This is a genomic window from Amycolatopsis sp. NPDC114484, assembly GCF_055633755.1.
Genome location: NZ_JBVKDQ010000044.1, coordinates 24556 through 49430, shown reverse-complemented (window position 1 = coordinate 49430; position 24875 = coordinate 24556). Strand labels below are relative to the sequence as shown.

24 protein-coding genes and 1 tRNA gene are annotated in these 24875 nt (G+C 68.9%); 13 read left to right on the top strand and 12 right to left on the bottom strand.

The window, feature by feature from the left end:
• Positions 1-113: PHP domain-containing protein (locus ACZ7SW_RS45185; protein ID WP_452082024.1), on the bottom strand; the 113-nt coding region annotated here is incomplete at its 3' end.
• 410 nt (positions 114-523) lie between these two features.
• Between ACZ7SW_RS45185 and ACZ7SW_RS45180 the strand changes: the two genes are divergently transcribed.
• From ACZ7SW_RS45180 to ACZ7SW_RS45165, 4 genes are all read left to right on the top strand, one after another.
• Positions 524-1201 carry a FadR/GntR family transcriptional regulator gene (locus tag ACZ7SW_RS45180; RefSeq protein WP_470236543.1) on the top strand — a complete coding sequence of 226 codons (678 nt, stop codon included), beginning with the start codon at positions 524-526 and terminating at the stop codon, positions 1199-1201.
• Positions 1198-2634, top strand: coding sequence for an amino acid permease (locus ACZ7SW_RS45175; RefSeq protein ID WP_470236541.1), 1437 nt, complete (start codon positions 1198-1200; stop codon positions 2632-2634). The genes ACZ7SW_RS45180 and ACZ7SW_RS45175 overlap by 4 nt, the downstream gene beginning before the upstream one ends.
• Positions 2631-3575, top strand: coding sequence for an asparaginase (locus tag ACZ7SW_RS45170; protein ID WP_470236540.1), 945 nt, complete (start codon positions 2631-2633; stop codon positions 3573-3575). The genes ACZ7SW_RS45175 and ACZ7SW_RS45170 overlap by 4 nt, the downstream gene beginning before the upstream one ends.
• Before the next feature lie 154 nt (positions 3576-3729).
• Positions 3730-5355, top strand: a complete 1626-nt coding sequence (locus ACZ7SW_RS45165) for a CocE/NonD family hydrolase (RefSeq protein WP_470236539.1) — start codon at positions 3730-3732, stop codon at positions 5353-5355.
• Here ACZ7SW_RS45165 and ACZ7SW_RS45160 read toward each other — a convergent pair.
• Both ACZ7SW_RS45160 and ACZ7SW_RS45155 read right to left on the bottom strand, forming a co-directional pair.
• A complete protein-coding gene (locus ACZ7SW_RS45160) occupies positions 5345-6106 on the bottom strand; it encodes a metallophosphoesterase (protein WP_470236538.1) in 762 nt (253 codons plus the stop codon). The genes ACZ7SW_RS45165 and ACZ7SW_RS45160 overlap by 11 nt on opposite strands.
• A gap of 4 nt (positions 6107-6110) precedes the next feature.
• Positions 6111-6725, bottom strand: coding sequence for a GntR family transcriptional regulator (locus ACZ7SW_RS45155; protein ID WP_470236537.1), 615 nt, complete (start codon positions 6723-6725; stop codon positions 6111-6113).
• Positions 6726-6770: 45 nt separating this feature from the next.
• Here ACZ7SW_RS45155 and ACZ7SW_RS45150 point away from each other — a divergent pair, with 45 nt between their 5' ends.
• On the top strand, positions 6771-7955 hold the full coding sequence (locus ACZ7SW_RS45150) for an aminotransferase class V-fold PLP-dependent enzyme (RefSeq protein ID WP_470236536.1): 1185 nt from the start codon (positions 6771-6773) through the stop codon (positions 7953-7955).
• 286 nt (positions 7956-8241) lie between these two features.
• On the opposite strand, the gene ACZ7SW_RS45145 is transcribed toward ACZ7SW_RS45150, so the two are convergent.
• Positions 8242-8544 carry a hypothetical protein gene (locus tag ACZ7SW_RS45145; RefSeq protein WP_470236535.1) on the bottom strand — a complete coding sequence of 101 codons (303 nt, stop codon included), beginning with the start codon at positions 8542-8544 and terminating at the stop codon, positions 8242-8244.
• A gap of 314 nt (positions 8545-8858) precedes the next feature.
• Here ACZ7SW_RS45145 and ACZ7SW_RS45140 point away from each other — a divergent pair, with 314 nt between their 5' ends.
• Positions 8859-9308: a hypothetical protein gene (locus ACZ7SW_RS45140; protein WP_470236534.1), complete on the top strand. Its 450-nt coding sequence runs from the start codon at positions 8859-8861 to the stop codon at positions 9306-9308.
• A gap of 40 nt (positions 9309-9348) precedes the next feature.
• On the opposite strand, the gene ACZ7SW_RS45135 is transcribed toward ACZ7SW_RS45140, so the two are convergent.
• The 4 genes from ACZ7SW_RS45135 to ACZ7SW_RS45120 form a co-directional block, all read right to left on the bottom strand.
• Positions 9349-10038, bottom strand: coding sequence for a haloacid dehalogenase-like hydrolase (locus tag ACZ7SW_RS45135; RefSeq protein ID WP_470236533.1), 690 nt, complete (start codon positions 10036-10038; stop codon positions 9349-9351).
• 277 nt (positions 10039-10315) lie between these two features.
• Positions 10316-10387: transfer RNA gene (locus ACZ7SW_RS45130), tRNA-Val, on the bottom strand.
• Between the two features lie 48 nt (positions 10388-10435).
• On the bottom strand, positions 10436-10900 hold the full coding sequence (locus ACZ7SW_RS45125; protein WP_470236532.1) for a peroxiredoxin: 465 nt from the start codon (positions 10898-10900) through the stop codon (positions 10436-10438).
• Positions 10901-10955: 55 nt separating this feature from the next.
• Positions 10956-11390, bottom strand: a complete 435-nt coding sequence (locus ACZ7SW_RS45120; protein ID WP_067591158.1) for a DUF3052 domain-containing protein — start codon at positions 11388-11390, stop codon at positions 10956-10958.
• A gap of 399 nt (positions 11391-11789) precedes the next feature.
• On the opposite strand from ACZ7SW_RS45120, the gene aceE reads away from it, so the two are divergent.
• The 3 genes from aceE to ACZ7SW_RS45105 all read left to right on the top strand — a co-directional run bounded on the left by aceE (position 11790) and on the right by ACZ7SW_RS45105 (position 16337).
• Positions 11790-14585, top strand: coding sequence for a pyruvate dehydrogenase (acetyl-transferring), homodimeric type (gene aceE, locus ACZ7SW_RS45115; protein WP_470236531.1), 2796 nt, complete (start codon positions 11790-11792; stop codon positions 14583-14585).
• 141 nt (positions 14586-14726) lie between these two features.
• Positions 14727-15938 carry an alpha-hydroxy acid oxidase gene (locus ACZ7SW_RS45110; protein ID WP_470236530.1) on the top strand — a complete coding sequence of 404 codons (1212 nt, stop codon included), beginning with the start codon at positions 14727-14729 and terminating at the stop codon, positions 15936-15938.
• A 153-nt stretch (positions 15939-16091) separates the two neighbouring features.
• On the top strand, positions 16092-16337 hold the full coding sequence (locus ACZ7SW_RS45105) for a hypothetical protein (protein ID WP_470236529.1): 246 nt from the start codon (positions 16092-16094) through the stop codon (positions 16335-16337).
• A 2-nt stretch (positions 16338-16339) separates the two neighbouring features.
• On the opposite strand, the gene ACZ7SW_RS45100 is transcribed toward ACZ7SW_RS45105, so the two are convergent.
• From ACZ7SW_RS45100 to ACZ7SW_RS45085, 4 genes are all read right to left on the bottom strand, one after another.
• Positions 16340-16978, bottom strand: a complete 639-nt coding sequence (locus ACZ7SW_RS45100; RefSeq protein ID WP_470236528.1) for a nicotinamide mononucleotide transporter family protein — start codon at positions 16976-16978, stop codon at positions 16340-16342.
• Between the two features lie 268 nt (positions 16979-17246).
• Positions 17247-18116 carry a mechanosensitive ion channel family protein gene (locus ACZ7SW_RS45095; protein WP_470236527.1) on the bottom strand — a complete coding sequence of 290 codons (870 nt, stop codon included), beginning with the start codon at positions 18114-18116 and terminating at the stop codon, positions 17247-17249.
• Positions 18117-18866: 750 nt separating this feature from the next.
• Complete coding sequence (locus ACZ7SW_RS45090) at positions 18867-20081, bottom strand: ABC transporter permease (RefSeq protein ID WP_470236526.1); 1215 nt, start codon at positions 20079-20081, stop codon at positions 18867-18869.
• Positions 20078-20995, bottom strand: coding sequence for an ABC transporter ATP-binding protein (locus ACZ7SW_RS45085; RefSeq protein WP_470236525.1), 918 nt, complete (start codon positions 20993-20995; stop codon positions 20078-20080). Before ACZ7SW_RS45085 ends, ACZ7SW_RS45090 begins: the two co-directional genes overlap by 4 nt.
• A gap of 155 nt (positions 20996-21150) precedes the next feature.
• Here ACZ7SW_RS45085 and ACZ7SW_RS45080 point away from each other — a divergent pair, with 155 nt between their 5' ends.
• The 4 genes from ACZ7SW_RS45080 (at position 21151) to ACZ7SW_RS45065 (ending at position 24857) form a co-directional block, all read left to right on the top strand.
• Positions 21151-22362: a PucR family transcriptional regulator gene (locus ACZ7SW_RS45080; protein WP_470236524.1), complete on the top strand. Its 1212-nt coding sequence runs from the start codon at positions 21151-21153 to the stop codon at positions 22360-22362.
• Positions 22363-22649: 287 nt separating this feature from the next.
• On the top strand, positions 22650-23561 hold the full coding sequence (locus ACZ7SW_RS45075) for an ACP S-malonyltransferase (protein ID WP_470236523.1): 912 nt from the start codon (positions 22650-22652) through the stop codon (positions 23559-23561).
• On the top strand, positions 23558-24541 hold the full coding sequence (locus ACZ7SW_RS45070) for a beta-ketoacyl-ACP synthase 3 (RefSeq protein ID WP_470236522.1): 984 nt from the start codon (positions 23558-23560) through the stop codon (positions 24539-24541). Before ACZ7SW_RS45075 ends, ACZ7SW_RS45070 begins: the two co-directional genes overlap by 4 nt.
• Positions 24542-24611: 70 nt before the next feature.
• On the top strand, positions 24612-24857 hold the full coding sequence (locus ACZ7SW_RS45065; RefSeq protein ID WP_037820481.1) for an acyl carrier protein: 246 nt from the start codon (positions 24612-24614) through the stop codon (positions 24855-24857).
• Positions 24858-24875: the final 18 nt, after the last annotated feature.

Genomic DNA, 24875 nt, shown 5'->3' with positions numbered 1-24875 from the left:
GCCGGCATGCCCAACCGGGCCGCCTCCGCGAAAAGAGGACCGATCTTCGCCGCACCGTCCAGCATCGAATACTCGGTATGGACGTGCAGGTGGACGAAAGAATCGTTCGACACCAGCGAAAACCTCCCCTAGGCAGACGGCTTCCCGGCTCCGGTCGACGCGGCGGGCCCGGGCTGCCCACCCTAGTCCGCCGCACCTGGACGAGCTCGCCCGCCTATGGTGCGCGCGCGTCGTCCAGGTTCGGGTTCGGCGCGCCGGACGGCGGTCCGGATCTGTTCCCGGTGATGATCACCGGTGCACGCCTTCTCTGACTGACCCGGACACCGTCGCATCCGGCACCGACAAAACCGGGGTCTCCGGGAGCCGGGCCGCCGAGAGTCACCCGGGAGCGTGAACCAAGCCACAACCGCCGAGAAAGGGGCCATGGCGTCGCTTGACAGCGGCCGGGCCGGAACCGACGATCCGACGCGTGAACCTGTCTGACAGCCGGGCAGCCGGACCGCTCCCCCGGCGCGTCAGCGCGATGGAGGCCGTGCTCGGCTATCTGCGCGAGGCGATCGAGCACGGGGAGTACGCGGTCGGCGACCAGCTGCCGTCGGAGGCCGCGCTGAGCAGGGAGTTCGAGGTCAGCCGCTCGGTCGTGCGCGAGGCGCTGCGCGGGCTGCAGGCGCTCGGGCTGACCGTGTCGCGCACCGGCCGCGGCACGTTCGTCACCGCGAGCGGCCCGCCGGAGAACCCTACGTTCGGCGACTACTCGGCCCGCGACCTGGTCGAGGTGCGCAGGCACGTCGAGGTCCCGGTGGCCGCGTTCGCCGCGCGCCGCCGCGACGCCGACCAGCTCGCGCGCCTCGCCGATCTCGTCGACCGGATGGACGCCGAGACCGGCGACGCCGCGTGGGTGGCGCTCGACTCACAGTTTCACGTCACGATCGCACGGGCATCAGGCAATCCGGTGTTCGCGAAGGTGATCGAAGAGATCCGCGACGCGCTGGCCCGGCAGTCGGCGTTCCTGAACCAGCTCGGCGGTCGGCGGACGCAGTCGAACGTCGAGCACCGGCGCATCGTCACCGCGATCGCCGAAGGCGAAGAAGATGCGGCCGCGGCCGCGATGACCGAGCATCTCGATCACGTCGAGAAGACCCTGACCACGATCGTCCGACCGGCGCGCGCCGGCGAAGCAGAAACAGGTACCACCGCGTGACTGAAGAAACCCTGCCCGCGACTGCCGAGGCGGACACCGCCGACGCGGGCGACGCCGGATACCGCAAGGCGCTGAAATCCCGGCACATCAACATGATCGCCATCGGCGGCGCGATCGGCACCGGTCTGTTCCTCGGCGCGGGCGGACGGCTCGCGCAGGCCGGTCCGGCGCTCGCGATCGTGTACGCGGTGTGCGGGCTCTTCGCGTTCTTCGTGGTGCGCTCGCTCGGCGAGCTGATCCTGCACCGGCCGTCGTCCGGCGCCTTCGTGTCCTACGCGCGCGAGTTCATGGGCGAGAAGGGCGCGTACATCGCGGGCTGGATGCACTTCCTCAACTGGTCGACCACCGGTATCGCGGACATCACCGCCATCGCGTTGTACGCCCACTTCTGGTCGTTCTTCACGCCGATCCCGCAGTGGGTGCTGGCGCTGATCGCGCTGGCGGTCGTGCTGTCGCTGAACCTCGTCTCGGTGAAGCTGTTCGGCGAGATGGAGTTCTGGTTCTCGATCGTCAAGGTCGCCGCGCTGGTGCTGTTCCTGCTCGTGGGCATCTTCCTGCTGGTGACGCAGCATCCGATCGACGGCCACGCGCCCGGCCCGCAGCTGATCGCCGACCACGGCGGCGTGTTCCCGGCGGGCATCGTGCCAATGATCCTGATCGTGCAGGGCGTCGTGTTCGCCTATGCCTCCTGCGAGCTGGTCGGCGTCGCGGCGGGCGAGACGGAGAACCCGAAGGCGGTCGTGCCCAAGGCGATCAACTCGATCATGTGGCGGATCGCGGTGTTCTACGTCGGTTCGGTCGTGCTGCTGGCGATGCTGCTGCCGTGGAACGCCTACTCGGCCGATCAGAGCCCGTTCGTGACAGTGCTGGCGAAGCTGGGCGTGCCGTACGCGGACAGCATCATGAACCTGGTCGTGCTGACCGCCGCGCTGTCGAGCCTCAACTCGGGCTTGTACTCGACCGGCCGGATCCTGCGCTCGATGTCGCTGGCCGGGTCCGCGCCGAAGTTCACCGGCGTGATGAACCGCAACCAGGTGCCCTACGGCGGGATCCTGCTCACGTCGTCGGTGTGCGTGATCGGCGTCGGGCTGAACTACGTGGTGCCGAAGGACGCGTTCGAGATCGTGCTGAACTTCGCCGCTGTCGGCATCCTCGGCACCTGGGCGATCATCGTGCTGAGCCACCTGCTGTTCGTGCGGAAGGCTAAGCGCGGCGAGGTGACCAGGCCGCACTTCCGGCTGCCGTTCTCGCCCTACACCGAGATCGCGACGCTCGTGTTCCTCGCCGCGGTCGTCGTGCTGATGGGCTTCGACAAGACCGGCCGGATCACCCTGATGGCGCTGCCGGTGATCGTCGTCGCACTGGTCGTCGGCTGGTTCGTCGTGCGCAAGCGGATCGACATGAGCGCGTTCGACAAGGCAGAAGCGTCGTGACCCCGCAGGAACGCGAACCGCGGCACGTTCCGCTGGTCCACCTTCTGCGCGACGGCATGGTCGAGGGCGTGCACCACGGTTCGGTCGTCGTGCTCGATCCCGACGGTTCGACGCTGTTCGAGGCGGGCGACCCGGACGTCGCGATGTACCCACGCTCGACCGCGAAACCGCTGCAGGCCGCCGCGATGGCCCGGCTCGGGCTGCGGCTCGACCCGTCCGGCTTCGCGATCGCCGCGGCCAGCCACTCCGGCGAACCACGGCACCTCGAAGCGGCGAACGCCGTGCTGGCAAGCCGCGGCTTCATTGAGGCGGATCTGGGCAACCCCGCTGACCTGCCGTACGACCCGGTCGAACGAGACGCCTGGATCGCGGACGGCCGGAAGCCGACGCGGCTGGCACACAACTGCTCCGGCAAGCACGCCGCGATGCTGGCCGTCTGCCGGGAGCAGGCGTGGGACGTCGACGGCTACCTCGATCCGGCGCATCCGTTGCAGCGCGCGATCCGGGAAACCGTCGAGGAGCTAACCGGCCAAACCGTGCCGCGAGTAGCCACGGACGGCTGCGGCGCGCCCCTGTTCGCGCTCTCCCTGCGGGGCTTGGCGCGAGCTGCTTCGCGAATCGCGACCGCGCCCGACGGTTCGCCGGAATCGTTGGTGGCCAACGGAATCCGGGAGCACCCGGACCTGGTAGCGGGAAGCCGCCGCGACGTCACCCGGCTCATGCAAGCCGTGCCCGGCCTCATCGCGAAGGACGGTTTCGAGGCAGTGCAACTAGCCGCACTTCCAGACGGAACCGCAGTAGCACTGAAGATCGCGGACGGCGGCGACCGTGCTCGCCCCGCAGTACTCGCGGCAGCACTGGCGCGAGCTGGCGTCGATCCGAACCTGCTCGCCCCGTTCAGCGATCCAGCCCTTCGAGTGACGAACGCACTGGCCGCCTGAGCCAACCCGCACCGACGCACCCAACAATCGAGGCACTCAGCCCTTCCCCCGCACCCCGATACGAAGCCTCCCTGCACAATCAAGCTTCGGGGTGCCCCACGCCCCCGTTCCTCAGCAGAAGCGAACCGATCACAACCCGCGTACGTTCGATAACGTGCTGAACCGAATCGTCGACCGACTGCTCGGTCTCCCCGCCGCCGAAGGCCCAGCCCCCACCGCCGCCAAAGGCCTCCGCATCCCCATGCGAGACGGCGCACACCTCCTAGCCGACCGCTACACCCCGTCCGGCCTGACCATCGGCCCGGTCGTCCTGATCCGCACCCCCTACGGCCGCACCGGCCCGCTCGCCAAACTCTTCGGCGAGACCTTCGCCCGCCACGGCCTGCAAACAGTCCTCCAAAGCACCCGGGGAACCTTCGGCTCAGAAGGTCAGTTCCGCCCGTTCCACCACGAGCGCGAGGACGGGATCGCCACCGTGGAATGGCTGCGCGCGCAGCCCTGGTGCGACGGACGGATCGCGATGGCGGGCGCGAGCTACCTCGGCCACACGCAATGGGCAGTCGGGCCGTATCTCGACCCGCCGCTGGAGGCCATGTGCCTCGCGATCACCGCGTCGGAGTTCGTCAGCACGTTCTATCCGGGCGGGGTGCTCGCGGCGGACAACATGGTGTCCTGGTCGGCGATGATCGGGAAGCAGGAGGAGCGGTTCGCCGCGCTGCCGAACCCGCTGCAGACGCGGCGCACGCGCAACGCGATGGCGTATCTGCCGATCGCGGGCGCGGACGTGGTGGCGATCGGCAAGCCGGTGCAGTTCCTGCAGGACGTCACCGAGCACGCGGACCCGGACGACGATTTCTGGCGAATGTCGGACCACAGCGCCGAAGTCGCGAAGCTCGAGGTGCCGGTCAGCATGGTCACCGGCTGGTACGACCTGTTCATCCGCGCGCAGCTGCGGGACTTCCGCACGCTGCAGGACGCCGGGCGGTCGCCGCGGATCACCGTCGGGCCGTGGGCGCACGGCGAACCGGCTAGCTTCCGCGCGCTGATCCAGGACCAGCTCGGCTTCCTGCGCGCGCACCTCGCCGGCGACCGCACCCAGCTGCAGCGCTCCCCCGTGCGGATCTTCCTGCAGCAGGCGTCCGCCTGGCTCGATTTCGACCACTGGCCGCCCCCTTCCGAACCCACGCACGCACATCTGCGGCCGGTCGGCGGCCTGGGCGAAACGGTGTCCGGCCCGGCCCTGCCCACGCCGTTCACCTACGACCCGGCGGACCCGACTCCGGCCGTCGGCGGGCCGTTGCTGATGGGAAAGACCAAGCAGCGCGACAATTCCGCGACCGAGGCGCGCGACGACGTGCTGGTGTTCACCGGCGAACCGCTGGTGCACGACGTCGACGTGATCGGCGACGTGTCCGCCACCGTGTTCGTGCGGACCGAGCTGGCCGACGCCGACGTGTATGTGCGGCTGTGCGACGTCGACCCCGGCGGCATCTCGCGCAACGTCACCGACGGCATCCTGCGGCTGCGTCCCGGAGCGCCGGAAGCCGATGCGGACGGCGTGGTGCGGGCCGAGGTCGAACTCGACCCGACCGCGTACCGCTTCCGCCGCGGGCATCGGCTGCGGGTGCAGATCGCGGGCGGCGCGTTCCCCCGGTTCGCGCGCAATCACGGTACGGGAGAACGGGTTTCGTCCGCCGTGCGCGGCACGCCGAACCGGTTCGAGGTCTTTCACGACGAGACCCGGCCGTCGCGGGTCACGCTGCCGGTCTTTACCCGGTGACCGCGCGCTGATGCGTCGTCAGCCTGCCGTCGTCGTGCAGTACGTGCAGCAGAAGCGACGGCGGGCTGTCGAAGTCCAGCGGCCCGCCCTCGTCCCAGCCGCGCCCCGCGCCGGGTTCCACCGGCAGCAGTGATCCGGACACCACGCCCGGCGCGACCCGCACCGGCACGCCCGCGAACTCAGTCGCCGCGCCGGTGTGCACGTGTCCGCACAGCAGCGCCGCCACGTCGGGATGCCGCTTCAGCACGGCGGCGAGCCGGTCCTCGCCGGTCTGGCGGATCGCGTCCACCAGCGGCACCCCGACGTCGAGCGGCGGGTGATGGAAGGCGACGAACGACGGGCCGTCGTGCCCGGCGAGCGTGTCGTCCAACCAGGCCAGCGTCTCGTCGGCGAGGTAACCGGCGCCCTTGCCCGGGATCGTCGAATCGCACGACACGAACAGCACTTCGGCCACCTTGGTCGCGGTGTTCACCGGGGCGTCGCTGGCAGGTTCTCCCAGCAGCGCCTCGCGAAACGGCGCGCGTACGTCGTGGTTGCCGGGGCAGACCACCACGGGCACCGGGAGGTCGAGCAATTCCGCCGCGCGACGGTACTCCTCGGGCAGGCCGTGATCGGCGATGTCGCCAGTGACGATGACGGCGTCGACCGGCTCTTCGAGGTTTCGCAGGTACCGCGTCACCGCGGCGGCCCGTGCGTCGGCGCGCTCGCTGCCGTCGAGGTGGATGTCGGACAGATGCGCGAAAATCCGCACCGGATCAGCTCCCTTTCAAGTACGCCAACGCTTTCACCCAGTTCCGGACGAGCAGCGCGGAGGCACCGGGCAAGTCGTCCGCCCGCAGCGCCGCCGCGATCTCGCGGTGTTCGGCCACGCTCTCCGCCACTCGGTCCCGACCGCCGAAGTATGCCGTCTCGTAGCGTTTCAGCAACGGCTTTGTCTGCTCGATCAAGCGCAGCAGATGCGGGTTGTCGCAGCGGGACGTGAGCAGCGCGTGCCAGCGGTCGTCCGCCGCAGGCAGATCGCAGGAATCGGCTATCTCGTCCGAAATCCGGTCGAGCGCATCCGGCAGCGAGGCGAGTTCGAGCGGGGACGTCCAGCGCAGCGCGAGCGCCTCCAGCTCGGCGACCAGCGGATACAGCCGACGTGCCTCCTGCGGATCGAACGGCGCGACGAGAAACCCGCGACCCGGCGCGGCGACGAGAAGCCCGCGGTCGGCGAGGCCGATCAGCGCCTCGCGCAACGGCGTCCGGGATACGCCCAGCTCGCTCGCCAGGCGGACTTCGTTGATCCGGGTGTCCGCGGGAAACCGCCCGTCGAGGACGCGCGCGGTGATCTCCTCAATAAGTTCACCGCGCATAAGTCTCTTGACCATGTGATGAGTATTGCACACAGATCGCCCGTACTGTATTCAGTTCATATGGCCAGCTCTTTCGATGTCGACCGTGCAAGGCACGAAACGCCCGGATGTGTCGGAGTCACGCACTTCAACAACGCCGGCTCCGCCCTCCCGCCCGCCCGCGTGACCGACACCGTGGTCGACTACCTGCGCACCGAATCCCTGCTCGGCGGCTATGAAGCGGTCGAACAGACCAAGGACCGCCTCGACGGCGTCTACACCTCGGTGGCACGGCTGCTCAACGCCGCTCCGGAAGACATCGCACTCAGCGACAACGCGACCCGCTCGTGGCAATCGATCTTCTACGCACTGCCGTTCGGACCGGGCGACCGGATCCTCACCGCGAGCGCCGAATACGCCAGCAACGCCATCTCCTACCTCCAGATCGCCCGCCGCACCGGAGCGACCGTGGAGGTCGTGAACAACGACGAAACCGGCCAGCTCGACGTCGACGACCTGCGCCGCCGCATCGACTCCCACGTGAAGCTCATCTCGGTCACCCACGTCCCGACCCAGGGCGGTTTGGTGAACCCCGCCGAGGAAATCGGCGCCGTCGCCCGCGAGGCAGGCATCCCGTTCCTGCTCGACGCCTGCCAGTCAGCTGGCCAACTGGACCTGGACGTCGAACGAATCGGCTGCGACGCCCTCACCTCCACCGGCCGCAAGTACCTACGAGGCCCGCGCGGCACCGGCTTCCTGTACGTGCACCCGCGCCTGCGCGACCGCCTCGAACCGGCGATGCTCGACCTGCACTCGGCCAAGTGGACCTCCCCCACCGAATACGTCGTCGACCCGACCGCGAAGCGCTTCGAGGTATGGGAACGCGATTACGCCGCCGTACTCGGCCTCGGCGCGGCCGTGGACTACGCGATGGAATGGGGCCTGCCCGCGATCGAGGAACGGGTCGCCGCTCTGGCCGCGACCCTGCGCACCCGCCTGGCCGAACTGGACCGCGTCACCGTGCACGACACCGGCGCGCGCAAGTGCGGCCTCGTGACCTTCAGCGTCGACGGATTGCCCTCCGACGAGATCAAGGACCGCCTGAACGCGGCGAAGATCAACACCAGCGTCGCGCGCCCGTCGTCCGCGCAGTACGACTTCACCGCCCGCCACCTGCCGGATTTGGTGCGCGCGTCGGTGCACTATTACAACACCGAGGAGGAAATCGACCGGTTGACCAGTGAGGTTGCCGCGCTTGCGCGGTGAGGTCGCTGCGGATCACCCGGTTGGCGCAGTATCCAGCACCACCGAAGCCGCCTCTTGTCTCGCGTACACCCGCGGAGTGCGCTGCGGCCGGGCCTGTCGAGGGGGCAGGCCCGACGGGGCAAGGGGAGGAAACGAGAAGGCCTCCTGGGCCGGGATTGATGGGGGAACCCGGCCCAGGGGGCTTTCTCTTCGCAGGGGACCTGCCCGCGGACTGGCGAGGCAACTAGTACGACTCAGGTCGCAAATCTTCGCGCCACGCTTGACCCCGCCCAGGGCTCTCGGGCGCTCAGCTGCCGTAGCCGGTGTTCCGCAACGCTGCCAGCACCCGGTCGACCGCCGCGTCGAGCAAGAACGTGTCGTCCATCGATGACCAGAACGCGACCGTCCTGGTCAGTTCTTCGCGCCAGAACGCCTCGGGATCTGACACCTCGATACCTAGCGAAACGCAGAACTGAGCGAATCCCTTGCCCGGATGGCCTTCGTCGACGGTCGTCACCAGAGAGCTAAGCAACGGCCGGCCATGCTCGTGCTCGTACCGGCTGACATGTCCCAGCGAGTGGTTGAAGCCGCGAAAGGGCGGCCGACTCATCGGGTAACGCCACGTGCCTTCTGGATCCACTGCCTCGCCTAGGTCGCGATAGTAGATGCAAGCCGACTCCGGATTCAGGGCCGAACTGGCGCGAGCCCGATCACGGAGGTGTCGCCAGATGAGTCGTTCGCCGGCAGTGAGCTGCAACAAGGAGACCTCCGCGCACACAGGAATGGAGCGGGCTCACCTGGCGTGCGCCCTGACGTAACACAGTCGACGGCAAGCTCCTGAACGTTACGAAATCTGTGCCTCGCCCGATACAGCATCATGGAAGCAGGACGCGAGAATCCCGAAAAACTACACTAAGGCTGATTATGGAATACGAAGAAATTGTGCAGTTGGTGAGAAATTCTCAGTCGAGCGACTGGTCGTGCATCTCACTTTTCATTGACGGTCACTATGAAGTTGCCACTTACAAGCCGAATGTTTCGTTGAGCATCGCTTACGGTCGCGAACACAACTCAGGGGAATCGTGGGACCACGAAAAATGGTCGCATAATTTTCCCGACCCCAAGATTTTTGGCCTCTATGCCGACGTCCGCTGGAATGGCACGGTCATAGACAGCGAGCTTCTTGTATCCGTTGACGGCCACCGGGCTTACTTGCCTTCCGGGTTACTCAAGGAGGACAAGGACACAGGCGAACATGTCGTGTCCGCAAGGCAGGACGAGGTCGCTTTCGCACGTCTTGTCGATGCACTGGCGCACCACGACGGAAGGTTTGACGAGTATCTGGAGCGCGCAAAGATCCGAATCATCGAGTAACCAAATTCGACAGAAGAGCGCAGACGATTGGCGGGAACTCTCACAACTTGATCTCACGCGGTGAACCAACTACCCGAGATGCTCCCGCGTCTCTCAATTCACCTTCAGTCGTCTTGCCAGTCGTTACCCCGATGACCCGCACCCCAGCGACCAGCCCGGCACTTACGTCATTCGGCGTATCCCCGATCAGCACGACGTGCTGGTCTTCGAAGCGTGCGCCGGTCCGCGTCTCGGCTCGCTGCCGGGCGATCTGCACCAACTCCGACCGCTCGGCATGGTCGTCGCCGAAAGCGCTGCTGTCGAAGTCAAGAAAACCGGCGAGATCGAAAACCTCCAGTTTGATACGTGCCACCTCGCGCGGGTTGCCAGTGAGGACAGCCTGGTGAACGGTGCGATCGATCGCAAACCGCTCGAGCGTTTCCCGTGCGCCAGGCAGGGCGCGCCCGGTGGCGCCAAGCTCTCCGCGAGCGTCCTCGTAACCCCGCACGAGGGCATCTGCCAGCTTTTGGACAGCCCGAGCGGTCGCCTCCAGCCCGTTGACCTTCAGCGACTCGGCCATGATCTCCAGTTCAGTTCGACCGGCGATGTTCGCCAGTTCGGCGAGCGGCTTGCCAGTAGCCGCCGGAAACGCCCGGTCGTAAATCGCCCGTCCGACGCCCCTCGTCTCGGTGAGCGTGTGGTCGATGTCCCACCGCACCAAGGCCTGAAGCGCGGTGTCAGACGTCGTCATGTCAAAAGTCTGCCATCGGTGCCAATTCAAGTCTGGCCGCGCGAGGCTTTCTGATGCGATCCGCCCCGTGGTGGACGGCGTCGAACCAGGCTGAATATCTCAAGCTCGCAGGCCGGTCCGCCTCACGGTGCTGAGACGGCCGGAGAACCCGCAGACTGGTGTCGCAGGGGCCTTGACCTTCCAACTGCCATAGGCGGACGGCTGAAGCGTCCTGAACGGCGAAACGAACAAACCCCATCCAGTGAAACCTCTACCGGATGGGGTCAACCAAAGAGAGTGGGCGCAGCAGGGATCGAACCTGCGACCGCTCGGGTGTAAACCGAGTGCTCTCCCGCTGAGCTATGCGCCCGCGCGCCGGAACGGGGAAACCCCCGCCCCGGCGAGCGAAAGACAACGATCAGGCAGTCAGTTCCTCGACGGCCTTCTTCCACCCGGCCTGGTCGCGCGCCTCGCCGGGCGCGTTGACCTCGGCGAAGCGGACCACGCCTTCGGTGTCGATCAGGAAGGTGCCGCGAACGGCGAGCCCGGCCTGGTCGTTGAAGACGCCGTACTTCCGCGCCACCTCTCCGTGCGGCCAGAAGTCCGACAGCAGCGGGAACTGGTAGCCCTCGACCTCGGCCCACGCCTTGAGCGAGAACGGCGTGTCGACCGAGACGCCCAGGACCTGGACGCCCTTGCCGTCGTAGTCGCCGAACTCGTCGCGCAGCTGGCACAGCTCGCCGGTGCAGATTCCGCTGAAAGCGAACGGGTAGAACACCAGCAGGACCGGCTTGTCGCCCTTGAACTGCGACAGCGTGACCGGCTGCTTGTTGTAGTCGTTGAGCGTGAAGTCAGGGGCCTGCGAACCGACCTCGACGGCCATACCGGCGATTCCTCTCCAGAGCGAACACGAGCGTGCCGCCCACCCTATCGCGGCCTCAGCGCTGCTTGGCCTTCGAGGACTTCGGCGACACCAGCCGGGTGCCCAGCCAGCCCGGGCCCACGCTGATGTTCGCCGTCTGGGCCAGCCCGACCTGGGGCACCGCCTCGGCGATGTCGCTGGGCTCGACGTGCCCGGGCTGCCCGGTCTTCGGGGTCAGCACCCAGATCACGCCGTCCTCCTCCAGCGGACCGCGCGCGTCGACCAGCGCGTCTCCGAGGTCTCCGTCGTTGTCGCGCCACCACAGCAGCACAACGTCGATGACCTCCTGGGCGTCCTCGTCGAGGAGCTCACCGCCGATCGTTTCCTCGATCGCCGCGCGAACGTCGTCGTCGACGTCCTCGTCCCAGCCGATCTCCTGGACCACCATGTCCGGCTTGATGCCAAGGCTTTCGGCGACGCCGGCACTGCCTGCGTCTCCCGCGGCGACCACTGCTTCCACTCCTCCAACTACGACGGAGCGCGGCAGTAGGTCCGCCGCACTCGGATACACGGTTGTCGAACAGCGAACACTGACGCGGCGCTGCGCGCAACCGTCCACACCGGATCTTTGGCAAGTCGTGTCTGCAGCGTAGGGGCTTGCCGCCCCGCTGCCCGACTCCGGGTGGCACTCAGTACCCCACCACTGCGAAGCTCTCCTGGGGAGCCTCCTTTAGGGTGGAGGAGAGAAAACGCGCGCGCGATACACCGTGCGCGGGGAGTGGCGACACTCGGGCGGCCGATGTTACCGGGCAGTACAGGTGACGGGAACCCCAACCGGGACGACCATGGACGTCGGCGAGCACTCCCGCCCACCAGCTACAACGGCTACAACCAGCTACAAGGAGACCCCTTGGCCCCGCAGAACGACGGCGCCTCCGGCAAGGAGACCCCGGCTCGCGTACGCGTCATCCGTGACGGACTCGCGGCGCACCTTCCCGACATCGACCCGGAAGAGACCAGCGAATGGCTGGACTCTTTCGACGAGGCGCTGGCCCGAGGGGGCCAGCAGCGGGCCAGGTACCTGATGCTGCGCATCCTCGAGCGCGCCCGGGAACGCAACGTCGGCGTCCCGGCGCTCACGTCGACCGACTACGTGAACACGATCCCCACCGAGAACGAACCGTGGTTCCCCGGTGACGAGGAGATCGAGCGCCGCTACCGCCGCTACATCCGCTGGAACGCGGCGATCATGGTGCACCGCGCGCAGCGGCCGGGCGTCGGCGTCGGCGGCCACATCTCCACCTACGCCTCGTCGGCGGCGCTGTACGAGGTCGGCTTCAACCACTTCTTCCGCGGCAAGGACCACTCCGGCGGCGGCGACCAGGTCTTCTTCCAGGGCCACGCCTCCCCCGGCATGTACGCCCGCGCGTTCCTCGAGGGCAGGCTTTCCGAGCAGCAGCTCGACGGGTTCCGCCAGGAGTTCAGCCACGCGGGCGAGGGCGGCGGCCTGCCGTCGTACCCGCACCCGCGGCTGATGCCGGAGTTCTGGGAGAACCCGACGGTGTCGATGGGCCTCGGCCCGATGAACGCGATCTACCAGGCGCGGTTCAACCGCTACCTGCGCGACCGCGGCATCAAGGACACCTCCGACCAGCACGTGTGGGCGTTCCTCGGCGACGGCGAGATGGACGAGGCCGAATCGCGCGGCCTGATCCACGTGGCCGCGGGCGAGGGCCTGGACAACCTGACCTTCGTGATCAACTGCAACCTGCAGCGGCTCGACGGCCCGGTGCGCGGCAACGGCAAGATCATCCAGGAGCTCGAGTCGTACTTCCGCGGCGCGGGCTGGAACGTGATCAAGGTCATCTGGGGCCGCGAATGGGACTCGCTGCTCTCGGCCGACCGCGACGGCGCGCTGGTCAACCTGATGAACGTCACGCCGGACGGCGACTACCAGACGTACAAGGCCAACGACGGCGCCTTCGTCCGCGAGCACTTCTTCGGCCGTGACCCGCGCACGAAGGAGCTGGTCAAGGACCTGTCCGACGCCGACGTCTGGAACCTCAAGCGCGGCGGCCACGACTACCGCAAGGTGTACGCGGCGTACAAGGCGGCCATGGAGCACCACGGCCAGCCGACGGTGATCCTGGCCCACACGATCAAGGGCTACGGCCTCGGCCCGTCGTTCGAGGGCCGCAACGCCACGCACCAGATGAAGAAGCTCACCCTCGACGACCTGAAGCTGTTCCGGGACGCGCAGCGGATCCCGATCAGCGACGAGGAGCTCGAGAAGAACCCGAAGCTGCCGCCGTACTTCCACCCGGGCCCGGACTCGCCGGAGATCGAGTACATGCGCGGCCGCCGCAAGGCGCTGGGCGGGTACCTGCCGGAGCGCCGCCCCAAGACCGCCAAGGCGCTCGTGCTGCCCGGCGACAAGGTCTACGAGGGCGTCCGCAAGGGCTCGGGCAAGCAGGAGGTCGCCACCACGATGGCGATCGTCCGGCTCATCCGCGAGCTGGCGAAGGACTCGGAGATCGGCAAGCGGATCGTCCCGATCATCCCGGACGAGGCGCGCACGTTCGGCCTCGACTCGATGTTCCCGACCGCCAAGATCTACAACCCGCACGGCCAGACCTACACCTCGGTCGACGCGAGCCTGATGCTGGCGTACAAGGAGTCCGAGAAGGGCCAGCTGCTGCACGAGGGCATCAACGAGGCGGGGTCCACCGCGTCGTTCACCGCCGTCGGCACGTCGTACGCGACGCACGGCGAGCCGATGATCCCGATCTACATCTTCTACTCGATGTTCGGGTTCCAGCGCACCGGCGACGGCCTGTACGCGGCGGCGGACCAGATGGCCCGCGGCTTCGTGCTCGGCGCCACCGCCGGCCGCACCACGCTGACCGGTGAGGGCCTGCAGCACGCGGACGGGCACTCGCTGCTGCTGGCGGCGACGAACCCGGCCGTGGTGGCGTACGACCCGGCTTACTCGTTCGAGATCGCCCACATCGTCAAGGACGGCCTGCGCCGGATGTACGGCGAGACCGGCCCGGACGGCAACGGCGAGAACATCTTCTACTACATCACCATCTACAACGAGCCCTACCAGCAGCCGGCCGAGCCGGAGAACCTGGACGTCGACGGCGTGCTCAAGGGCCTCTACCGGTACGCCGACGCCCCCGCGGGCGACGGTCCGGAGGTGCAGGTGCTGGTCTCCGGCGTCACGATGCCGGACGCGCTCAAGGCGCAGAAGATGCTGGCCGAGGAGTGGGGCGTGCGGGCCGCGGTGTGGTCGGCGACGTCGTGGGGCGAGCTGCGCCGCGAAGCGGTCGAGATCGACCACGAGAACCTGCTGCACCCGGACGCGACGCCGCGGGTTCCGTACGTCACGCAGAAGCTGTCGGAGGTTTCCGGCCCGGTCGTGGCGGTGTCGGACTGGATGCGCGCGGTGCCGGACATGATCCGCCCGTGGGTGCCCACCGACATGCTCACGCTCGGCACCGACGGGTTCGGTTTCTCCGACACCCGCCCGGCCGCGCGGCGCAAGTTCCTGGTGGACGCCGAGTCGATCACCGTCGGCGCGCTGTCCGCGCTCGCCAAGCGCGGCGAGTTCGAGCAGGCGAAGGTCGCCGAGGCGGCGCGCCGCTACCGGCTCGACGACGTGGCGGCCGCCGGGCCGCAGACGTCCGACTCCGGCAGCGCGTGAGCCACGCCTGAGCGAACCGGCCGGACCGGCTGAAGGACGCGAGAGGCCCCTCCAAGACAGGACGGACCCTGTCTTGGAGGGGCCTCTGCTTTAAGGTAGACATCGGATGTATCCGGATGCCCTGACGAAAGGTGGTCGAGCGTGACCCAGCGTCGCCTGCCCCGGCCCAGCGAGCTCAAAGAGATCCTGCGGCCGAAGCCGATCGTGCTGAACCCGACCGATCGGCGCCTGGCCAGCGCGCACACGATCGCCGACCTGCGGATGATCGCGCGCAAGCGCACCCCGCGCGCGGCGTTCGACTACACCGACGGCGCGGCCGAGCTCGAAGACAGCCTGCGCCGCGCCCGGCAGGCCTACCGCCGCGTGGAATTCCGGCCCAACGTGCTGCGCGGAGTGTCCGATGTGGACACCAGCAGGGAGATCCTCGGGAAGCGCTCGGCGCTGCCGTTCGCGTTCGCTCCCACCGGGTTCACGCGGATGATGCAGACCGAGGGCGAGCGCGCGGTGGCCAGGGTGGCGCAGCGCAACGACATGCCGATGGCGCTCTCGACAATGGGCACCACGTCGATCGAGGACCTCGCGGCGGCCGCCCCGGACGCGCGCAAGTGGTTCCAGCTGTACGTGTGGCGCGACCACGGCGCGGGCGAAGATCTGATGAATCGCGCTTGGGAGAGCGGGTACGACACGCTCCTGCTGACCGTCGACACCCCGGTCGCGGGCCAGCGCCTGCGCGACGTCCGCAACGGGCTCACCATCCCGCCCGCGATCACGCTGAAGACGTTCGTGGACGGCGCCACGCACCCGGCGTGGTGGTTCAACATGCTGACCACCGAGCCGCTGAACTTCGCGTCGCTCAACCGGTTCGGCGGCACCGTCGCGGAACTGCTGGACAAGCTGTTCGACCCGACGCTGAACTTCGACGACCTCGACTGGGTGCGCCAGACCTGGCCGGGCAAGCTCGTGATCAAGGGCGTGCAGAACGTCGACGACGCGCGTGACGTGGTGAAACACGGCGCCGACGCGGTGCTGCTGTCCAACCACGGCGGCCGTCAGCTCGACCGCGCCCCGACGCCGATCGAGCTGCTGCCCGCGACGCTGGACGAGATCCAGGACAGCGCCGAGGTGTGGGTCGACACCGGCATCCTGTCCGGCGGCGACATCGTGGCCGCGCTCGCCCGCGGCGCGAACGCGGTGCTGATCGGCCGCGCGTTCCTGTACGGCCTGATGGCCGGCGGCGAGCGCGGCGTGCAGCGCTGCGTGGACATCCTGCGCACCGAGATGATCCGCACGATGCAGCTGCTCGGCGTCCGGCGGGTGGACGACCTGCGCCCGACCCACGCGACGCTCCGCTGAGCCCAAAGTCCGTGAGGGGAACCCCCAGGGAATCAGGGTCCCTCAGGGTTCCCTTCACGGACCTTTCAGCGCGGACTGGTGCGGTCGGCGCAACGAGGTATCCAGTGACGGACATCACGTCTCCTGCCTTCGGATCATCCGAGGGAGAAGACCATGTCCGTCACGCTGAACCGCCGCGCGCTGGCGATGCTGCGCGCGATCGCCGCCGGCCGAGCCGAACTCACCCGCAGCTGCGAACCGGACCTGAGGGTCGACGGCCTGCCGTGCTGTGACCAGACGACCGCGCACGACCTCGTCCGGGAGGGACTGGTCCGCCCGGCGTCCGCGCTGGGCGGCGCGGTCGGGCAGTGGACGCAGGCCGAACTGACCCCGGACGGGCAGCTCGCGCTCGGAGTCTGACCTCAGCGCGCCGCGGCGACGGTCTTGTCGCCGGCGACCGCGGTGCGCGCCGAGCGGTTCCAGGTGACCCAGCCGTGGACCACGAGCGCGGCGAAGACGAGGTAGATCGCGGCCGAGAAGTACAGGCCGGAGCGGATCTGCAGCGGCACGCCGATCGCGTCGACCACCAGCCACACGCCCCAGAACTCCACGAGCCCGACACCCTGCGCGGCGAACGCGACGAGCGTGCCGACGAAAATCGCGGCATCCGGCCACGGCGCCCACGAGGCGTCGAGGGCTTGGAGTGTCAGCGCCATCGCGACCGTGCCCAGCCCGAACGCGCCGAGCATCACGGCCCGCTCGGTCCACCGGCCTTTGCGCACGACGACGCCGTAGACCGGGTCGGTCCGGCGGTTCCAGGCCCACCAGCCGTAGAGCGAGATGAGCAGGATCGCGACCTGCCGCCCGGCGAGGCCGCCGAGATGCGCGGAGGCGTAAACGGAGAAAAGCAGGACGGTCGCGCCGACCTGCACCGGCCAGGTCCACAGCGTCCGCCGCTGCGCGAGGAACACGACCGCGAGCGCGAACACCTGCCCGGCCAGCTCCGCGATCGAGATCCACTGGCCGAACACGGTCACGCCGTGGTGCAACAGGAAGTCCACGTCGGCACCCCTTCCGATCTACGCCTCCCAACATGCAACACGGAGCCGCCATTCCCGTGCCGATGTGAGACTGCAGACAGTCCCGCTGAGCGGACGCCGGGACGTGCCGGGGACAGACCGAGGGGCCGCGCTGCCGAAGCAACGCGGCCCCTCGATCGAAGACCCGATCCGCCGATCGGGAAAGGCCGTCAGCGAAGCTGCTGGCCGGGCTCCGGCCCGCAGCACGGCCCAGTGAGGGCCGCGGCCCTCACCGGCGCACTGGTCCCGTTCAGCGCTCCACTCGACCGAAACCGGCCGGCGGGGTCGGCGGCTCCGGCGGGCGGCCGCCGTCCGCGGGCATCTGCCGGGTCTGCTCGCCGGGCTGCGGAAGGCTGCCCGACTGGGACTGCGGGTAGCTCTGCGTCCGGGCCTGCCCGGCGTGCGCGTGCTGCCCGCTCACCTGGCCCGGCTCCCGTGCGCCGCTGCCGGAGCCCGGGCCGACCTGGCCCTGCAGGTTGGCCAGCCAGCCGCCCCACCGTTCCTGGGCGGGCTTGATCAGGCCGCCGCCGAAGCCGACCACGATCACGCCGCCCGCGGTCGCCAGCACCGCGATCAGCACCGGACCGGTCACCGACGTCGCGATGTTCACCTGGCCCAGCGCCGCGATGATGCCGAACGCCATCACGAGCCAGTACGCGACCGTGCTGAGCAGCCGTCCCGCCGGACGGCCCGACAGCGCGCCGGAGACCACGTCCCGCACGACCTTCGCGATCGCCGCGGCCACGATGATCAGCACCACCGCGACCAGGATCCTCGGCAGGAACGCGATGATGTCGTTCAGCAGCTGGCTCACCGGGTTCGACTGCCCGAACACCCCGAACGCGAGCTGCAGCGCGATCAGCAGAATGAAGTAGTAGACGAGTTTCACGAGCACCGTGGTGGCGTCGAGATTCGCGCCCTTCACCATTCCGGTCAGCCCGGTCTTCTCCACCAGCCGCGTGAAACCGAGCTTTCCGAGAACGAGCCCGAGGGCTTTGGACACGGCTTTCGCGATCAGCCAGCCGATCAAGAGGATGATCAGAAAACCCACGAGTTTCGGGACGAACGTGGCCACTAGATTCCAGGCCTGTCCGAGTCCGTCCTTGAGTTGTTCACCCACGCTGGCTCCCTTCGCCGCGGTTCGACGTGGATTCCGGCACCGTCCTGTCGCACCGGGTCGCAGGACAGGTACCCACTGCACCCGAGTGCTGTGCACCACGATCGAGTGAGACGACTGGCGCGGGAAGATCAAGCACCGCCATACTTGTCCTACCGGTGGGGACCGGGGAGACGAGGCCGCTCGGCGCAGCGAAAACCGCAAGCGCCGGGCGGCCTCGAACATTTTCCGCTCTTTATCGCCGCGCCACGGCGCTTCCGAGACGAATAGGGCTCGGGTTTTCTCCGCCGTTCATCTGGCCTTCATGTTCGGGCGATTGGCGGACCGCCGACGGATTTGCGTCCCGGCCTGGGCGCGGTCGCGGAGATGTCCGGACGGGAATCCCGGCGAGGCGCGGTCTGTGCGGTGCGAATTCGCGTAGCCGGACAGCCGCCGACGGCGAATTGCGCGGATCTTCCGGCAGCCGCGCGGATAACGGTGAGGCGGCAATGGCGGGTGACAGCGAGGTGCGAGAAGCGACGCGAAGGTCATTAACCCGGGTGCGGCGACCGGGGCCGAACGGCAATGCGGCGGCCTAATCGCGAGGGCGGCGTTCACGCAACTCACCCGTTGCCGCTAACCCACGTGGGTTAGGGGCTCCGCTTCCCAGGTCCCTCACCCGGCCGGAGCGTCCACCGAGAGTAGAGGCTTCCCGGCGTTGAAAAAACGGCGGGCCGCAGCGTCCGCCGCGGCCCGCCGTGGAGAACTCCGCGGTCAGGCGGCGCTCAGCGCGTCCCGCAGCTTCACCTTCGCGCCGGTGCGCATCACCGCGTTGCGGTAGATCCGCGCGGCCAGCCAGATCAGCGCCGGGATGAGCGCGACCACCAGGCCCACCGACAGCACCGCCTCCCACACCGGCACGCCGCCCATCGCCAGCCGCATCGGCATCAGCGTCGGCGCGAACACCGGGATCACCGACAGCACCTCGGCCAGCGGGCTGCCCGGATTCGACGGCAGGATCGAAATCCCCACCACGTACCCGGCGATCACGAACATCAGCGCGGGCATCGTCGCGCCGCCCACGTCCTCCTGCCGCGACACCAGCGCGCCCAGCGCGGCGAACACGATCGAATACATGAAGAACCCGAGCAGGTACCAGACGATCAGCCAGGCCACGGTGCCCACCGCGGCGTTCACCGAGATCGTCAGCACCCCGAACCCGAGCCCGGCCGCGACGCCCGCCACGCCGATCGCCAGCATCTGGATCAACCCGACGGTGCCGATGCCGAGGACCTTCCCGGCCATCAGCTGCCACGGTTTGATCGTCGACAGCAGCAGCTCGACCACCCGGGACGTCTTCTCCTCCACGACGCCCTGGGCCACGCTCTGCCCGTTGATCATCAGCGACATGTAAATCAAGATGCCCGCGATGATGCCGAGCACCAGTTGCTGCCCGTTGTAGTCGTACGGCTTCTCGAGCGGCGGCAGTTCGTCGATCGACGCCGCGGCAGTCGCCTGACGCACCTTCGCCGGATCGCCGCCGAGGGACTCGATCTGCTGGTTGAGCGCCAGCTGCCCCTCGAGCACGGTGAACGTGTTCTTCAGCTTCGCGTCCAAGTCTTTCTTCACCTGGACGTGGACCCGCTTCGAGTCCTGCACCAGCAGCGCGTCGATGGAGCCGTCCCGCAGCTTGTCCTGACCCGCTTTTTCGTCGGGCACCTGCTGCGTCGCGACGGTCTGGCCGATCGACTTCGCCGTCGCGGTCAGCGGCTCGGCCAGCTGCGAGGCGGCGGGCACGTAGCCGACCGTCGCGTCGGCGCTCCCGCCGCCGTTGAAGAGCTTGAAGACCAGCGCCATCGCGACGATGAGGAACATCATCACCAGCGTGGTGACGCGATAGGCCTTGGACCTGACCCGCGTGGAGATCTCCCGCCCGGCCACCAGGCCCACCGCGGACAGCGAGCTCATCTGGACGTTGGACCCGGTCATGCCGCGGCCTCCTGGTGCTCGGACACGACGGAACGGAACAACTCGGTCAGGGACGGCAGTTTCCGGGCGAATTCCCGCACCGGGCCGGTCGCCAGCGCGGCGCGCAGCACCGCCTGGTCGTCCGCGCCGTCGGCCAGTTCCAGCTCGGTCACCGTGCCCTCGCGGCCGATCACGGTCACGCCGGACAGCCCGGCCGCCCAGTTCTCAGGCGCCTCGGGGGCGTCCACGAGCAGCCGCGTCGAGCCGCCCGCGCGCAGTTCCGCCACCGTGCCGGACGCCTCCATCCGTCCACTCCGGACAATCCCGATCCGGTCGCACAGCCGCTCCACCAAATCCAGCTGGTGGCTGGAAAACACGACCGGAACGCCCTCGGCCGCCTTCTCCTTCAGCACGTCGCTCATCACGTCGACGGCCACCGGGTCCAGCCCGGAGAACGGTTCGTCCAGCACGAGAATCCGCGGTTCGTGCACCAGCGCGGCGGCGAGCTGCACGCGCTGCTGGTTGCCGAGGCTGAGCTTCTGCACCTCGTCGTCGCGGCGCGCGGCGACGCCGAGGCGTTCGGTCCACCGCTCGCTCGACGCCTTCGCCGCGGCGGCGGGCATTCCGTGCAGCCGGGCCAGATACGTGAGCTGTTCGCCGACCTTCATCCTCGGGTAAAGCCCGCGTTCCTCCGGCATGTAGCCGATCTGCCGGCGCGTTTCGTGCGTGATCGGCTCGCCCGCGTACCGCACCTGGCCCGCGTCGGCGCTCAGCACGCCGAGCGCGATGCGCATGGTGGTCGTTTTGCCCGCCCCGTTGCTGCCGACGAATCCGAAAAGCTCCCCCGGCCGCACGTCGAACGTCATTTTCTCGAGCGCCACCACGGCGCCGTACCGTTTGGAGATCCCGTCGATCTCCAGTCCGGGCTCTGGCATGGCCCGTCCCCCTGTTCTTTTTTCGCCCGGGGTGATCCCCTGCCACCCCACCCGGGATCCTAGGCACTGCGCCCGAGCCGCGCCCACCACCTGAGGTCGGCGTCGTATCCGCCTAAAGTTGCAGGCCGCTGGCGGCACGTAGGATCGGTTCCGACATGGCCGACACCACAGGACGCCCCGCGCGAAAGCACCACGGGCTGTCCGCCAAAACCCTGCGCAGCCTGGAGCACGCCTCCGGGCGGCTGGCCAGCGCGAGCGTCGCGGAAATGGAACGCCGGCTGGTCTGGTTCGCGCGGCTGCCCGCCGACCAGCGCGCCAGCGTCCTGCTGATCACGCAGACCGGGGCCAGCGGATTCGTCGCGTGGCTGCGCGATTCGAAGGAAGCGCTGAAGCTCACCACCGAAGCGTTCCGAGACGCGCCGACCGAAGTGTCGCGCTGGATCAGCCTTCGCCAGGCCGTCGCGATGGTGCGGCTCGCGATCGAGGTATTCGAAGAACAGCTCCCGGAATTCGCCGCCTCGGAAGCCGAACGCGCCGCGTTGATCGAAGGAATTCTCCGCTACGGCAGGGAAATCGCTTTCGCCGCGGCCAATTCCTACGCCGCCGCGGCGGAGGCGCGCGGTGCGTGGGACGCCCGGCTCGAAGCGCTGGTGGTCGACGGAATCGTCCGTGGCGACGCCGAGGAATCCGTCCTGTCGCGGGCGGCCGCACTGGGCTGGGATCCGGCCGCGGCGGCGACTGTGCTGGTGGGGAATCCGCCCTCGGACGACCCGCCGACGGTGGTTTTCGACGTCCGCGCCCGCGCCGCGCGCGTCGGCCGCGCGGTGCTGCTGTCGGTGCAGGGCTCGCGGCTGGTGATCGTGATCGGCGGCCCCACCGAAGGCGGGCCGAAGGAACGCGAGATCCTCGCCCGGATGTCGACGGTGTTCGCCGACGGCCCGGTCGTGGCGGGCCCGACCATGCCGACGCTGGCCGAGGCACACCACAGCGCGGCCGAGGCGCTGTCCGGATTGCGCGCGGTGGTCGGCTGGCCCGGCGCGCCGCGTCCGGTGCGGTCCGACGATCTGCTGCCCGAACGCGCGTTGTCCGGCGACCCGGGGGCGGAGCGGCTGCTGGTCGATTCGGTGGCCCGTCCGCTCGAGGAGGCCGGAGCGGCGCTGCAGCGCACGGTCGAGACCTATCTGGACACTGGCGGGGTGCTGGAACGCTGCGCGCAAACGCTGTTCGTGCACCCGAACACGGTCCGGTACCGGCTGCGCAAAGCCGCCGAACTCACCGGCCGCAACCCCACCGACGCCCGAGACGCGCTCGTGCTGCGGGTCGCGCTCACAGTCGGCAGGCTCGCCCGCGCTCGCGGGCTCTGGTAGCCGTAACCCCGGGGCTCGGCCCGCTTCGGCCTCGACGGGACGCGTGGCTTTCCGCAGACGTCCGCACCGGACCCGTCCCCCGGCGCGAGCGCCCGGCGCCGCTGCGCGCCGAGGGGGCGCGCCGGGTGACAGACTTCACGGCAAGCGCTGGTTGAATCCCACAAGGCGGATGGGTTAAGGGCCGGGTTCTCCGGCGGGTCTTTGGAGGTTTCCTCCAATTACGCCGCACGGACTTGGTGACCGCCCGCATCTGAAGCACCGACCGGTCCCGTGGTCTCATAGACAGCGTGACAGTTGCAGTCCTCTCCCCCGGCCAGGGTTCCCAAGCCCCCGGCATGCTCGCCCCGTGGCTCGAGCTCGACGGTGCCCGCGCGCGCGTCGAAGAGTGGTCCGCCCGCTCCGGGCTCGACCTGATCCGGCTCGGCACCGAGGCCGGGGCCGAGGAGATCCAGGACACCGCTGTCGCGCAGCCGCTGATCGTCGCGCTGTCCCTGCTGTCCTTCGAGCAGCTGCCGGTTCCCGGCGACGCTCCGGTCGCCGGGCACTCCGTCGGCGAACTGGCCGCGGCCGCGATCGCCGGCGTGCTCACCCCCGCCGACGCGGTCGCGCTCGCCGCGGTCCGCGGCGCGGAGATGGCCAAGGCGTGCGCGCTCGAACCGACGTCGATGGCCGCGGTGATGCTCGGCGACCCCGAGGAAGTCGCCGCGTGGCTGGAAAGCCAGGGCCTCGCCGCCGCGAACCGCAACGGGGCCGGGCAGATCGTCGCGTCCGGGTCCGCCGCCGCGATCGAGAAGATCATCGCCGAGCCGATGGAGGGCACGAAGATCCGTGCGCTCAAGGTCGCCGGCGCCTTCCACACGCCCTACATGGCTCCCGCGGAAGACGCCTTGCGCGAGCACGCCGCCGGTCTCTCCCCGGCCGACCCGACGCGCCCGCTGCTGTCCAATGCCGACGGTCAGGTCGTCGCGAGCGGCGCGGAGTACCTGCGCAGGCTCGTCGCCCAGGTGACCCGCCCGGTCCGCTGGGACCTCACCATGGACGGGCTCGTCTCGCTCGGCGTGGACCGCACCGTCGAACTGGCGCCCGCGGGCACCCTGACCGGACTGGTCAAGCGGCAGCTCAAGGGCGTCGTCACCACTACCACCGCGCTGAAGTCGCCCGCCGAACTGGCGGCGCTGCGCGAGGAGGACGCCCAGTGACCGCCCGCCCCACCCTGCGCCTGACCCAGGGCGCGCCCGCCGCCCGCATCCTCGGCTTCGGCAGCCACCAGCCGGACCGGATCGTCACGAACGACGACCTGTCGCAGGTCATGGACACCAGCGACCAGTGGATCCGCGACCGCGTCGGCATCATCGAGCGGCGGTTCGGCGAGAAGGACGAGGTGCTGGTCGACTACGCCGTCGCCGCCGGGGCCAACGCGCTCGCCGACGCGGGCGTCGATCCGTCCGAAGTGGACACGGTCATCGTGCCCAACTGCACCATGCCGTCCCAGATCCCGAACGCGGCCGGGCAGGTCGCCGCGCGGATCGGCGTCCCGGCCCCCGGCGCGTTCGACCTCAACGCCGCGTGCGCCGGGTTCTGCTACGGCCTCGGCGTCGCCTCCGACCTCGTGCGCGCGGGCTCGGCGAAGAAGGTCCTCGTGATCGGCGCGGAGAAGCTCACCGACGTCGTGGACCCGACCGACCGCGCGAACGCGATCATCTTCGCCGACGGCGCGGGAGCCGCGGTGGTCGGCGGGGCCGACGAACCGGGCATCGGCCCGGTGGTGTGGGGCAGCGCGGGCGACCTCGTCGACCTGATCTACATGCGCGACCACCGGTGGATCTACCAGGAGGGCCAGTCGGTCTTCCGCTGGGCGACCACGCAGATCGCGCCGATCGCGTTGCGCGCGCTGGAAGCCGCCGGGCTGCGACCGTCCGATGTGGACGTGCTGGCCCCGCACCAGGCGAACCTCCGGATCGTCGAGTCGATCGCCAAGAAGCTGCGCGCCAAGGGGGCGCGCGAGGACATGGTGGTGGCCGACGACATCAGGTACTCGGGCAACACCTCGTCCGCCTCGATCCCGATGGCGCTGGACCACATGCGCAAGGCGGGAACGGCGAAAAGCGGCGACGTGGTGCTCGCGGTCGGCTTCGGAGCCGGGCTTTCCTATGCCGCGCAGGCGTTCGTCCTGCCCTGAGCGATACTTCCCCCGCGGGCGCCGTGCCCGCGAGCGGACCTCCAGAAGAACCGAGAAGGGAACAACACCGATGGCTGACAACACTGAGATTCTCGCCGGCCTCGCCGAGATCGTCGAAGAGGTCGCCGGCGTGGCTCAGGACGACGTCACCGCCGAGAAGTCGTTCGTGGACGACCTGGACATCGACTCGCTGTCGATGGTCGAGATCGCCGTGCAGGCCGAGGACAAGTTCGGCGTCAAGATCCCGGACGACGAGCTGGCCAACCTGAAGACCGTCGGCGACGCGGTGAACTACGTGTCCGCCAACTCGAAGTAAGTCCTCTTCGTACCCGGG